At 66.4% G+C, this 11,914-nt stretch carries 12 protein-coding genes; 4 read left to right on the forward strand and 8 right to left on the reverse strand.

The window, feature by feature from the left end; genetic code table 11:
• Positions 1–20 precede the first annotated feature (20 nt).
• Both MKW15_RS03265 and MKW15_RS03270 read left to right on the forward strand, forming a co-directional pair.
• Entirely contained in the window at positions 21–719 is a 699-nt protein-coding gene (locus MKW15_RS03265) for a glycosyltransferase family 2 protein (RefSeq protein WP_240856149.1), read from the forward strand.
• A 4-nt stretch (positions 720–723) separates the two neighbouring features.
• Positions 724–1,077, forward strand: coding sequence for a DUF2304 domain-containing protein (locus MKW15_RS03270; protein WP_240856150.1), 354 nt, complete (start codon positions 724–726; stop codon positions 1,075–1,077).
• Positions 1,078–1,191: 114 nt separating this feature from the next.
• Here the strand turns inward: MKW15_RS03270 and MKW15_RS03275 are convergent, their stop codons facing one another.
• The 4 genes from MKW15_RS03275 to rfbA form a co-directional block, all read right to left on the reverse strand.
• Positions 1,192–1,500 (reverse strand): protealysin inhibitor emfourin, encoded by a 309-nt coding sequence (locus MKW15_RS03275; RefSeq protein WP_308221009.1) that lies wholly within the window; start codon positions 1,498–1,500, stop codon positions 1,192–1,194.
• A 17-nt stretch (positions 1,501–1,517) separates the two neighbouring features.
• Positions 1,518–2,564: a M4 family metallopeptidase gene (locus MKW15_RS03280; protein ID WP_240856152.1), complete on the reverse strand. Its 1,047-nt coding sequence runs from the start codon at positions 2,562–2,564 to the stop codon at positions 1,518–1,520.
• Between the two features lie 221 nt (positions 2,565–2,785).
• Positions 2,786–3,403: a dTDP-4-dehydrorhamnose 3,5-epimerase family protein gene (locus MKW15_RS03285; RefSeq protein WP_240856153.1), complete on the reverse strand. Its 618-nt coding sequence runs from the start codon at positions 3,401–3,403 to the stop codon at positions 2,786–2,788.
• The gene (gene rfbA, locus MKW15_RS03290; protein ID WP_240856154.1) at positions 3,403–4,278 is read right to left on the reverse strand and encodes a glucose-1-phosphate thymidylyltransferase RfbA; all 876 of its coding nucleotides are present in this window, start codon (positions 4,276–4,278) and stop codon (positions 3,403–3,405) included. The genes MKW15_RS03285 and rfbA overlap by 1 nt, the downstream gene beginning before the upstream one ends.
• Positions 4,279–4,315: 37 nt before the next feature.
• On the opposite strand from rfbA, the gene rfbB reads away from it, so the two are divergent.
• Complete coding sequence (gene rfbB, locus MKW15_RS03295; RefSeq protein ID WP_240856155.1) at positions 4,316–5,320, forward strand: dTDP-glucose 4,6-dehydratase; 1,005 nt, start codon at positions 4,316–4,318, stop codon at positions 5,318–5,320.
• Here rfbB and MKW15_RS03300 read toward each other — a convergent pair.
• Complete coding sequence (locus MKW15_RS03300) at positions 5,310–6,203, reverse strand: alpha/beta hydrolase (protein WP_240856156.1); 894 nt, start codon at positions 6,201–6,203, stop codon at positions 5,310–5,312. The two genes, rfbB and MKW15_RS03300, sit on opposite strands and share 11 nt — an antisense overlap.
• Before the next feature lie 188 nt (positions 6,204–6,391).
• Between MKW15_RS03300 and galE the strand changes: the two genes are divergently transcribed.
• Complete coding sequence (gene galE / locus MKW15_RS03305) at positions 6,392–7,411, forward strand: UDP-glucose 4-epimerase GalE (RefSeq protein ID WP_240856157.1); 1,020 nt, start codon at positions 6,392–6,394, stop codon at positions 7,409–7,411.
• Between the two features lie 382 nt (positions 7,412–7,793).
• On the opposite strand, the gene MKW15_RS03310 is transcribed toward galE, so the two are convergent.
• Genes MKW15_RS03310 through MKW15_RS03320 form a run of 3 tightly spaced genes read right to left on the reverse strand, consistent with a single transcriptional unit; the run spans position 7,794 to position 11,860 of the window.
• Positions 7,794–9,872 carry a DUF6541 family protein gene (locus tag MKW15_RS03310; protein WP_240856309.1) on the reverse strand — a complete coding sequence of 693 codons (2,079 nt, stop codon included), beginning with the start codon at positions 9,870–9,872 and terminating at the stop codon, positions 7,794–7,796.
• Positions 9,873–9,914: 42 nt separating this feature from the next.
• Positions 9,915–11,213, reverse strand: coding sequence for an MFS transporter (locus MKW15_RS03315; protein ID WP_240856158.1), 1,299 nt, complete (start codon positions 11,211–11,213; stop codon positions 9,915–9,917).
• A complete protein-coding gene (locus tag MKW15_RS03320; RefSeq protein ID WP_240856310.1) occupies positions 11,210–11,860 on the reverse strand; it encodes a GntR family transcriptional regulator in 651 nt (216 codons plus the stop codon). Before MKW15_RS03320 ends, MKW15_RS03315 begins: the two co-directional genes overlap by 4 nt.
• Positions 11,861–11,914 lie beyond the last annotated feature (54 nt).

Genomic DNA, 11,914 nt, shown 5'->3' on the forward strand with positions numbered 1-11,914 from the left:
TGCGGGATAGGGTTACGGCCATGGCTGCGACCACCAACGACGACGTCTGGTTGGTGATACCCGTCTACAACGAGGCGCAGGTGATCCGCGAGGTCGCGACCCATGCCAAGGCGACCTTCCCGAACATCGTGTGCGTCGACGACGGCAGTTCCGACGATTCAGTCGCCGAGATCCGGGCCGCCGGTGTGAGCCTGGTCCGGCACCCGGTCAACCTCGGCCAGGGCGCCGCTATCCAGACCGGCGTCGAATACGCCCGGGCACAACCCGGCGCGCGCTACTTCGTCACCTTCGACGCCGACGGCCAACATCAGGTCGACGACGTCGCGGCGATGATCGCCCGCCTGCGCACCGAGCCGATCGACATCATCGTGGGCACCCGCTTCGCCGACGGCCGCAGCGAGTCCGTGCCGCCGCTACGACGAATGGCGTTGCGCACCATCGTCTTTCTCAGTCCACGCACCCGTCGGCTGGGCCTCACCGACGCGCACAACGGACTCCGTGCGTTCAACAAGACAGTCGCCGATCAACTCGACCTGCTGATGAGCGGCATGAGCCACGCGTCGGAGTTCGTCGCCCTGATCGACCACCACCACTGGCGAGTCGCCGAACAACCGGTGACGATCCTCTACACCGAGTATTCGCGCGCCAAGGGGCAGTCGCTGATCAACGGGGTGAACATCGTCGCCGACGGCCTGTTCCACACTCGGATGAGGAAGTGACTCGGTGATCTGGTTCCAGATACTCGCAATCCTCGGCATCGTCGCCCTGGTCGGCTTCTTCGTCGTCAACCGGGGCACCGCCCGGGCGTCGGCAGGCGTGAAGCTCCTGTTTGTGGCCTTCGTGGTGTTCGGCGCCTACGCCATGCTGCGCCAGGACGACGTGACGTGGGTGGCCAACAAACTCGGCATCCAGCGCGGACTCGATCTGGTCCTGTTCCTGCTGGTCATCGCGTTCGCCTTCACCACCGTGTCGACCTATCTCCGCTTCCGCGACCTCGAGGTCCGCTACGCCCGACTCGCCCGCGCAGTCGCATTGCAGAACGCCGAACCGCCGCACGACGTCGAGTCGCGCGACTGATCGTCGAGCCGCGACCACCGCGGCCTGCGGCAAATCTGTACCTGGCAGCCGAGCCGAGTGCACAGCGCATTTCGTGGGGCGCAGGAGTACAGATTCCCCACGGAGTGGCGGGTGTCAGCGTGGCGGCGCCGGTCGCGCTCGAGCTGCGAGGGCGTCGAGCAGCGGACGGACCGCGTCGGGGACATGGGGATCCTGCCAGCGGTACACCCGGCTCTGCGACCCCTCCGTGAGGGTCAGCTCATAGCTGTACCCGTCGGGCACGCCGGTCGACGGACCGTCGGTCGGGGCGGATTCGTTTGCGATGAGATCCGCTGCGACACCGGCGTACTCGGGGGACAGCTCGTGACTGTCCACGGCAGTTGTCATGTCAATTCCTGCGAGTCCACCCGATCTGCGGTATTCGATGTGTACGGGAGACGCCATGCTGGTCAGCCTAGCGCTCAGTGCAAGGGCACCTTGACCGCGTCCCACCCGGCCTGCACCGCGTCGGCCTCCGAACTCGTGGTTCCGAAGCGGATGCGTGCCTGGTTGAGTGTGATCGCGGCGAACGACGTGAAGGTGGCGTTTGGCTTGAGCCGCGGATTGGTCAGTGCGTCGTACCAGATCTGCCCGGCCGCTTTCCACGCCGGCCCGTCGAGGCTTGTGGCGACGACGTAGAACGCCTTGTTGGGGATTCCCGAATTGATGTGCACCCCACCGTTGTCGGCCATGGTCTTCACGTACGAGCCCATGTCGGCGGGCTGGTTGTCGTGCGCGTGCGCGGTCCCGGGAGCCTTCATCGAGCGCAGGGCCGGCTTGAGCAGCGGGCCGACGATGTCGGCGCCGATCAGCCAGTCGGCCTGGTCGGCGGTCTGGCCGAGGTGATACTGCTTGACCAGCGAACCGAAGACGTCGGACATCGATTCGTTGAGCGCCCCGGACTGCCCGGAGTAGGTCAGGTTCGCCTCGATCTGGGTGACGCCGTGCGTCAGCTCGTGACCGATCACGTCGAGTCCCTGTGTGGTATCGGTCAGCATCGCGCCGCCATCACCGAAGAACATTGATCCCTGACCGTCCCAGAATGCGTTGTCGTAGTCGTTGCCGTAGTGCACCAGCGCTCGGATCGGCATGCCCTGACCGTCGATCGAATCCCGGGAGAACACTTCCTGGAAGAACTTGTAGGTGAGGCCGAAGTTGTCGTAGGCGGCGTTCACGGACGGATCGGCGGACGCCGGATCCCCCTCGGCGCGGACGAGCTTGCCGGGTGTGGTCTGCTGCGAATGCGCCTGGTCGTAGATGGTGCGGTGCGGCACCCCACCTACCTCGGCCACCGCGGCCATCTGGGTGACGGGACCCTGCCGCCCGGCGATCTCGGCACGTGCCAAACGGAAGGATTGGTCGATCTCGAGCGTGCGCAGAATGCGCGCCGAATCCTCCGGCGACGCGTCGCGCGCAACGGCACGCAAGATGTCGGGAGACAGGATGCAATGCAACGAATTATGGTTCATGACAACAGGTTTCCTCTCGGCTGTCAGCCGAAGGATCTCCGTCGAGCCCTACCGTCGACGCGCACCATCGGTCTGGTGAACGCCAACGCTATGCTCGTGTGCGCAACCCAACGCGAGTAGTCGAGTACCCGACCTGGGCGCGACCGCGCCCGTTGCGGCGGTGTCGGATCACCTACCCCGCGATGTCCCTGAGTAGTCGCGATGTCCCTGAGTAGTGGCGCCTATTCGGCGAGCGACCGGAGATATGCGGTGACGTCGTCGTAGGACGGCAGGAGCCCGGAGTCACGTGCTTCCGCCAGGCTCGGCGCGGCGGTGTCCTTGCCGGACAACTCGTACGTCAGGGGTGTCCCGTCGCGCCCGAGCGTCGGCCACTCGATGCCGAGCGCGGGGTCGAGTGGGTTGATGCCGTGCTCGGCGGACGGGTTGTAGCCGGTCGAGCACAGGTAGGTGACGGTCGAGTGGTCGGCCAGCGCGCAGAATGCGTGACCGAGGCCCTCCGCGAGGTAGACCGCACGACGGTCGGCATCGTCGAGAAGAACGGTGTCGTAGGTGCCGAACGTCGGCGAGCCGACCCGAATGTCGACGATGACGTCGAGGATCGCACCCGACGCGCAGGTCACGTACTTGGCCTGGCCGGGCGGGACGTCGGCGAAGTGCACGCCGCGCAGCACCCCGGCCGCCGACACCGACAGATTGACCTGGGCGAGGTCGAAGCGGTGCCCGATGACCTCGGCGAGCAGGTCGGCCTTGAACGCCTCGGCGAACAACCCACGCGCGTCGCCATGCTGGACCGGGGTCAGTTCCCAGGCGCCGTCGATAGCCAGCGGACGTACCTTCACTAGAAACCCTTTCCGCGTTCGAGCAATTCGAGCAGGTAGTCCCCGTACCCGGACTTGCGCAGCTTCTCCGCCCGCACCCGCAACTCGTCGTCGTCGATGAATCCGCGACGCCACGCAATCTCTTCGGGCACGGCGATCTTGAGGCCCTGCCGCTGCTCGACGGTGCGCACGAAGTTGCCGGCGTCGAGCAGGGAGTCGAAGGTTCCGGTGTCGAGCCACGCAGTGCCGCGCGGCAACACCTTGACCGACAGCTTCCCACGTTCGAGGTAGTGGGCGTTGACGTCGGTGATCTCGTATTCGCCACGGGCGCTTGGTTTCAGATTGCGCGCGATGTCCACGACGTCGTTGTCGTAGAAGTAGAGTCCCGGTACCGCGAAATTGGACTTCGGATGCTCCGGCTTCTCCTGCAGCGAGCGGGCGACGCCGTTCTCGTCGAAGTCGACGACGCCGTATGCGGTCGGGTTGGCCACCCAGTACGCGAAAATCGCACCGCCGTCGACGTTTTCGAATCCCTGCAACTGCGAACCGAGGCCCGGACCGTAGAAGATGTTGTCGCCCAACACGAGTGCTACCGAGTCGTTGCCGATATGGTCGGCACCGAGCACGAAGGCCTGCGCGAGCCCGTCCGGTGACGCCTGCGTCATATACGACAGATTGATACCGAACTGGCCGCCGTCGCCCAGCAGTCCCTGGAATGCGGACGCGTCGTGCGGCGTGGTGATGATGAGGACGTCGCGGATTCCCGCCAGCATCAGCGTCGACAGCGGGTAATAGATCATCGGCTTGTCGTAGACGGGTACGAGTTGCTTGCTCACACCCTGGGTGATCGGGTGCAGCCGGCTCCCGGTGCCCCCGGCCAGAATGATTCCGCGCATGCTCAACACCCTAATCGCGCCGGTAGAGTGTGGCAGCATGCGTGTTCTTGTAACGGGTGGGGCCGGGTTCATCGGAGCGAACTTCGTGCTGCGCACGCTCGCAACCCGACCGGACGCGACACTGCGTGTACTCGACAAACTCACCTACGCCGCCAATCCCGAGACCCTGGCCCGGGTGGCCGACCGCGTCGAACTCGTGCAGGGCGATGTCGCCGACGCCGGGCTGGTCGATCGTCTCGTCGCCGAGTCCGACCTGGTCGTCCATTTCGCGGCGGAATCGCACAACGACAATTCACTCGCCGACCCGTCGGCCTTTGTGCAGACCAACCTCGTCGGCACCTACACGCTGCTGGAAGCGGTTCGCCGACACGGTGTCCGCTATCACCACATCAGCACCGACGAGGTGTACGGCGACCTCGAGCTCGACGACCCGGCGCGTTTCACCGAACAGACCGCCTACAACCCGTCGAGTCCTTATTCGTCCACCAAGGCGGGCAGCGACCTGCTGGTCCGCGCATGGGTGCGCTCGTTCGGGGTGCGTGCGACGATCTCCAACTGCTCCAACAACTACGGTCCGTACCAGCACATCGAGAAGTTCATCCCGCGCCAGATCACCAACGTACTCAGCGGTATTCGCCCCAAGCTCTACGGCGACGGCCGCAACATCCGCGACTGGATTCACGTCGACGACCACAACGACGCGGTGTGGAGGATCATCGACAAAGGCCAGATCGGCGAGACGTACCTGATCGGCGCCGACGGTGAGGTCGACAACCGCACCGTCGTCGAAACCATTCTCGAGTTGTTGGGTCAGCGGGCCGACGCCTTCGATTTCGTCACCGACCGTCCCGGCCACGATCGTCGCTACGCCATCGACTCCACCCGGCTGCGCACCGAACTCGGTTGGCAACCTCGGTATCTCGACTTCCGGAGTGGGTTGTCGGCGACCATCGACTGGTATCGGGACAACGCCGCGTGGTGGCAGCCGGGCAAGGAGTCGGTGGAGGCCAACTACGCGGTCACCGAACGCGTCACCGGCTGACCGGCACCACGTCGCGCAGAAACGCGATCTGGTCGGTGATCACCTTCTCGAATCCGTCGTCGACGTAGATGTCGAAGTGTCCTTCGTCGTAGCGCCGAAGCCGCACATTGGGGTTCTGCGACGCGTACCGCACGGTCGGCTTGACCGGTGCCACCGTGTCACGATCGCACGCGCACACCAGCGTCGGGCAGGTGAGTTTGCGCAGGGAACGCCCGGGCGTGTGCAGCGGGATCGCCAGGCCGACACGCGCGGCGACGGCGTTGGTGAACGGCAGACCGTAGGGCACCAGCGGCAGGTAGCCGGGCACCACGTCGGGTGCGGTCATCAGCGCGACCGAACCCGGCTCGCCGGCCAGCGGGATCGTCACCGGCTTCCGTCGGATCACCATCGACGCCACGTCGGCCAGGGCGCGACCGACCACCCGGACCGAGTTCAACGGCTCCATGGCCAGGGCTGACGCCACACCGCTCGTGAACGGGCATTGCGCGATCACGGCGGCGACCGCACCGTCGCGTTGACCCGCAACCATCACATGTCCGCCACCGAAGGACGTGCCCCACAGCACCACCCGTGATCCGTCGACGCTGCCCAGCGAGCGTGCATAGGCGATCGCAGCGGCCCAGTCGTCGAGCTGCCGTCGTATCGACAGCAGCTGTCGGGGTCGTCCGGCGCTGTCGCCGAAATAGCGATAGTCGAACACCAGGCACGCGTAGCCCTCGGCGGTGAACCGGTCGGCGAACGCGTCGAGACGCATCTGCCGCACTGCACCGAGGCCGTGTGCCATCACCACGATGGGTGGCGGCTCGGTGGACTCGTCGGGCATGTACAGCCAGGCTGCACAGCGGACCCCACCCGAAACAAACCACACGTCGGTTCGCGACATACTCTCCCACCCGGGTCGTCTTCTATCGATCCGGCCCGCCCCCACGAGCACCGCAATAAACCCTGCCACTATCGGATCACAAAGTCACTATTAGCGATTCTGAATGTGCGATGCAGGGCGGGAAAATGCAGCGCACGACACAGGGTTCGTACGGTCGACTCCCAGGTTTCCCGCCTACGGTGGTCGGTATGCGTGTTCTCGTGAGTGGCGGTGCCGGATACATCGGCTCGCATACGGTGATCCGGCTGATCGACGCCGGCCACGACGTGGTGATCGTCGACGACTTCAGCAATGCCAAGCCGACGGTCGTCGGGCGACTCGAGGCCCTGACCGACACGTCGATCCCCGTGCATGCCTTCGACCTCGCCGACATCGACAAGACCGAACACTTCTTCGCCCATGAGCCGATCGACGCGGTGATCCACTTCGCCGGCTACAAGGCGGTCGGCGAGTCGGTGGCCAAACCACTGGACTACTACCAGAACAACCTCGGCACCACGTTCTCGCTGCTGCGGGCGATGCATCGGCACGACGTGCACACCCTGGTCTTCTCGTCGTCGGCCACCGTGTACGGCGCCGAGCCCAAGCTGCCGATGACCGAGGATCTGCCGACGTCGGCGACTAATCCGTACGGCTGGACCAAGGTGATGATCGAGCAGATCCTGGGTGACGTGGCTGCCGCCGACCCCACCCTGCGGATAGCCGCGCTGCGCTACTTCAACCCGGTCGGCGCGCATCCGAGCGGCCAGATCGGCGAGGACCCGAGCGGCATCCCGAACAACCTGATGCCCTTCGTCGCGCAGGTCGCGGTGGGACGGCGCGACAAGCTGTCGGTGTTCGGCGACGACTACGACACCCCCGACGGCACCGGCGTGCGCGACTACATCCACGTCGACGACCTCGCCGCCGGACACGTCGCCGCGCTCGATCGCGTCAGCAGTGGCGAACCCGGCATGTCGACGTGGAATCTCGGTACCGGACAAGGTGTTTCGGTTCTCGAGGTGGTCAAGGCGTTCGAGCGGGCCAGTGGTCGGGAGATTCCTTACGAGATCGCACCCCGACGCCCCGGCGACATCGCCGCCTCCTACGCCGACCCGACCCGCGCGAACAGCGAATTGGGTTGGTACGCAACCAAGACCATCGACGACATGTGCGCCGACACCTGGCGCTGGCAGTCCGGGAATCCCACCGGTTATCCGGACAGCTGAGATGCACCCACCGCTGACCGGCCCCGGCTGACCCGGGAAGTCCGGCCCGTGCCGAAAAATCTGGGGGAAGAGCTTCTCCCCGGAGTTCACAGTCCTCCCCTACAAATTTCTGGGGGAAGACTCCAAGGGTAGGGGACGAGTTTTCTTCCCCTAGTTTCTTTCTTGGGCGGCATGGAGCGCTTTGGGTGCTCGACGACGATGCTCCCGAGTTCGAGAATTGCGCTGCGACAGGGACCTCATTTCTGGTCAGAGACCTTCGGAACTGCCGACGGTCCCTGACTACGAGTGAGGTTTCTGTGACGGCGGCGGCGATGGCGACGTCGGGCTGCGGAAAGGAGGCGGGGGGCTTCGGAGTGCGGTTGGCGCTGTTCATGCCAACGCGTCACGGAGGTGGTGCGAGCACCGAATCGTTGACGCGGAAGATCGTCACGTTCCCCTGCCGGAACACCTCGGTCAGCCCGGGCGCGCCGTTGCGGCGCAGGGCCAGGAACGGGTCACCCTGGTGTCCCGGGCCCGGTGCGCCGTTCTGGAACGGCCAGTAGCTCGGCGGGGAGTCGATCACGTAGTGCACCCGCATGTCTCGGACGATCTGGTCGATCTTGGGGTCGGCGCCGATCGTCGACACCCCCCAATAGAGATCGCGTTGCCGCTGTGAGAAGTCGTTGGCCCGGTAGAACGGGAAGAGCGGCGTCAGGCCGGTCACGGGATAGATCCAGCCGGTCCCCTGGTCGAGGTTGTTGAGGATCACCGAGTTCCAGGCGTCGGGACGGTCGGCGAGCCAGTGGTAGGCGTCGAGATCATCGGGCCCGATGTACTTCCCACCGCGCTCCTTGGACGCCAACTGGGCGTGTTGCGGATACTTCACCACGCCCGCACCGGCGATGAGCACCAGCAGCAGCGCCAACGCGGCCGTCGCCACCACAGCTGGTGAGAACCTCCGCGGCGCATCGCTTTCCGATGAGCGCGCGGCAAGCTTGCCCGACACCCACCGCGACAACCACACCGCCGCCGACCCGACCGCCAGACCCGCGGCCGACGCGGAAAGCAACGCAACCACAAACGTCAGACGATGGGGCGAATTGTAGAAGTAGCCGCCGATCGAACCGAGCGGATACGACAGCACACTGAGCTCGACCACCGCGTTCGCCGTCACGAGCACGAAGGCCAGCCATGCGAGCAGCCCCGCCCAGCAACGCATCCAGGCCAGCACGATCAGCCCGAGCGCGGTGAAGGCGATCAGACCCCACAGCGGGTAGTAGTCGGCCAATGGGACGGTCCCGTTGAACGCGGCCTGCGACAGTCCCTGCGCGACGCCGACCGTCTCGACGCGGAAGTCGAAGAAGGGCAGTTCGTTGGTGTCGGACACCTTGAGCGTCCCGTAGATGACCGGCGCCACGAGGATCAGCGTGAGCGCCCCGGTCGATACAAGGGTGAGCAGGTCACGCAGTCGCGTGGAAACTGGATGCCATAGTGCCTCGCACAGCCACCACAGGGCGACGATGACGCCGACCACGATCAGGCCCGACGGATGGGTCGCCGTCACACCGGTCACGGCCAATGCCGCGGGACCGACTCGCCGTCGATCGCGGATGACACCCATCGTCAGGATCGCCGCCACCGGCGCGAGGCTGACGCCCACCGCGTTCGGCACCGACGTCAGCTCCACCTCGACGTAGGGCAGCGACGGGAACAGTGCGCTGATCGCGGCGCCCGCGGCGGCGATGGTGGCCGAGGAGTTCACGTCGAAGCGGTGGCGGGCGAACCAGTAGGACATCGATGCGACGCCGAGCGGCACGGTGATCGCCAGCACCGCAGGCGAATAGGTGTTGTACAGCTCGACCGGATTGGCGCCGGTGATCGGGAAGAGCAACGCCCCCAGCGCATGCCAGGTGTTCGGGTAGTAGTTGAACCCGTGGGTGTCGTAGTTCATCAGCTCGCCCATGCGCAGCCCAGAGCCGATGCCCGTCTCGTGGATCCACCGCAAAGAGCTTGCGTGCCACAGGGAATCCCATACCTGCGACACGTTGTTCAGTCCGGCGAAGGCCGTCGTCGCGATGGGCCGGATGCAGGTGATCGCGATGATGGCACCGCCGACGGCAACACCGGCGGCGACGCGCAGCATTGCGGTGATGCCTGCGGGTGGGTCGTCGGACCCAGTTTCGTCGGACCCAGGTCCTTCCGGCGCGGGCGCCACTCGACGTCCCCAACGCGTGCGCAGGAGTGCGGCGTAGGCCCACGCGGCGAACATCGCGAGAACCAGTCCGACGAGCGCGCTGATCGCATTCCACTGGAACCCGACCGCCGAGTACAGGACGGTCAAGATGCTGACGAGTCCGAAGGTGATGGGCGGTCCGGCGGCGAGCGCGACCGGCCACGGCAGCATCATCCGGCGGCCGACGAGCGCACCCGGAACGATCAGGACCAGGGCGGTGACGACGACCACCCACGCCCCCAGCAACATCACGCGCGCCCTTCTGCCGGTGTCCGATCAAACACCAGCAGGTTACCGGGTGGCCGTATCCAGCTCGCAGGACTCCCGGCCCGGCGCCGGGAGCGAAGCGAGCGGGCCGCTTGCGCTTTCGGCGGCGAGGTCGGGGTCGATCCGGTCGGCGCCGGTCCGGTGGCCGATCAGCGTGACGGCGAGGCAGATGACGGCGGCGACGACCCCGAACCCGAACATCGTGGGATATCCGATGCTCACCCAGGTCTCGGAGATCCACGCGAGGATCGCGGGCACGGCGAAGCCGAGGTAGGTGACGCCGTAGAAGACGGCGGTGAGGCCGGCGAGGTCGTCGGGTCCGGCGATGCGTCCGACCTCGAGCAATCCGGCGATCATCGCCATGCCGTAGCCGCAGCCCAGGACGGTTGCCGCGAGCAGTGCGGCCCACACCGTCAGCAGATGGGCGGCGAGCGCGGCCAGCGCCATCCCGACCGCCACGATGACCAGCGCGACCACCACTCCGCGCACGCTCCCGGGCCGATCGATCCGACGGCCGACCGATTGCAGCAAGAAACCGGCGGCCAGTCCCAGCACGCAGCACAATCCCGCGAAGGCGATCGGCATGCCGGAGCTGCGCGTCGACATCAGCGCCGGGATCACCGCATAGGCCGACGCCGCGGCACCGAACACCCATGGCGCGACCGGCAGCACGACGAGCAGGAAGCGTCGATGTCCGGCGGCCGGGATCTTCAGGTCGTCGAGCAGACGGCCGGGCCGGATCTGGCGGGCACGCGTCTCCGGCGAGGCGACGAGGAGCACGGCAGCAAGCGCAGCGATCGAGATGTTGACCAGGTAGGGCAGCACATGCGGCCACGGCCCCCACTGCGCCAGGGCGGCCGCGACACCCGCGCCGATCCCGAAACCTGCGGTCAGGCTCATCGCCGCACGCTTGGCGCCGGTGCCGGCAGGTGCACCGTCGGCGTCGGACAGTTCCTTGATCCAGCTACCACCGACAGCCATGGAGAGCCCCAGCGCGACACCGCTGAGGACGCGGCCGGACGCGAGCATCGTCGCCGAACCGGCACCGGCGGCGAGGATCGCCGAACCGAGCGCCGCGAAGACGGGAGCCGGAAGCATCAGGGGCCGTCGGCCCAGGCGGTCGGAGAGCGGTCCGCCGATGAGCAGTGCGGGGACGATGCCGAGCACGTAGGCGAACAGCAAGGCGTCGACCGTGACCGCAGACATGTCCCCGGACTGGCGGTACATGACGAGCAGAGGGGTGAACTCGTTGCCACCCCACGCGGTGGCGAACACCGCGAGGGCGACCGCGGGCCAACCCAGCGTCGAGATCCGGCGCGTCATCGGCTTCCACCCCGGAGGTCGTGCACTGCGGCGAGATGGTCGGCGAGCAGTGCGGCGTAGGCCGACGCGTCGCCTGACGCGATGGCCTCCACGAGCGCGGCATGGTCACCCAGGATCAGGTCGGGGATGGACGCGTCGCGATGCACACTGCTCGTCGTCATCCGCCGATGCCGTTCACCGAGGCCGACGAAGAATCCCGCCAGGATCGCGTTGTCGCCGGCGGCGACGATCAGCTGATGAAACTCGGCGTCGATCCGGGCGAACTCGGCGACATCGTCCGACGGCACCGCTCGGTGGGCGTCGACGTTTGCCCGCAGCTGTTCGACGAGTTGGTCGCGAGCCCGGTCGCGGCCCGTCAACGATCCCACCGCATGGCTCTCCAACAGGATCCGGGCGTCGACCACGTCGCGCGCTTCCCGGTCGCCGATCGGGACCACCAGAGCGCCGCGTTTCGGGTACAGCCGCATCCATCCCTCGGCCTCCAGACGAAGGAAGGCCTCGCGGACCGGAGTACGGCTGACCGCGCACTGCGTGGCGACCTCACCCTCGCTGATCAGCTCACCGCCGGCGATCTCGTTTGTGAGAATCTGCTCCTTGACCACGCCATATACACGCTCAGCAGCAGATTCCGGGTGCGCATGCGACATAGACACAAGATGTACCCTAACACGGTCCGCCCACCGGCCACCCTGCTTGATCGC

It is taken from the genome of Gordonia gummivorans, from assembly GCF_022513585.1.
GTDB lineage: Bacteria > Actinomycetota > Actinomycetes > Mycobacteriales > Mycobacteriaceae > Gordonia.

Coding starts and splice junctions, on each gene's coding strand:
- MKW15_RS03265 (WP_240856149.1), top strand. CDS start 21: ATGGCTGCGACCACCAACGACGACGTCTGGTTGGTGATACCCGTCTAC.
- MKW15_RS03275 (WP_308221009.1), bottom strand. CDS start 1,500: ATGGCGTCTCCCGTACACATCGAATACCGCAGATCGGGTGGACTCGCA.
- MKW15_RS03280 (WP_240856152.1), bottom strand. CDS start 2,564: ATGAACCATAATTCGTTGCATTGCATCCTGTCTCCCGACATCTTGCGT.
- rfbA (WP_240856154.1), bottom strand. CDS start 4,278: ATGCGCGGAATCATTCTGGCCGGGGGCACCGGGAGCCGGCTGCACCCG.
- rfbB (WP_240856155.1), top strand. CDS start 4,316: ATGCGTGTTCTTGTAACGGGTGGGGCCGGGTTCATCGGAGCGAACTTC.
- MKW15_RS03300 (WP_240856156.1), bottom strand. CDS start 6,203: ATGTCGCGAACCGACGTGTGGTTTGTTTCGGGTGGGGTCCGCTGTGCA.
- galE (WP_240856157.1), top strand. CDS start 6,392: ATGCGTGTTCTCGTGAGTGGCGGTGCCGGATACATCGGCTCGCATACG.
- MKW15_RS03310 (WP_240856309.1), bottom strand. CDS start 9,872: ATGTTGCTGGGGGCGTGGGTGGTCGTCGTCACCGCCCTGGTCCTGATC.
- MKW15_RS03315 (WP_240856158.1), bottom strand. CDS start 11,213: ATGACGCGCCGGATCTCGACGCTGGGTTGGCCCGCGGTCGCCCTCGCG.
- MKW15_RS03320 (WP_240856310.1), bottom strand. CDS start 11,860: ATGTCGCATGCGCACCCGGAATCTGCTGCTGAGCGTGTATATGGCGTG.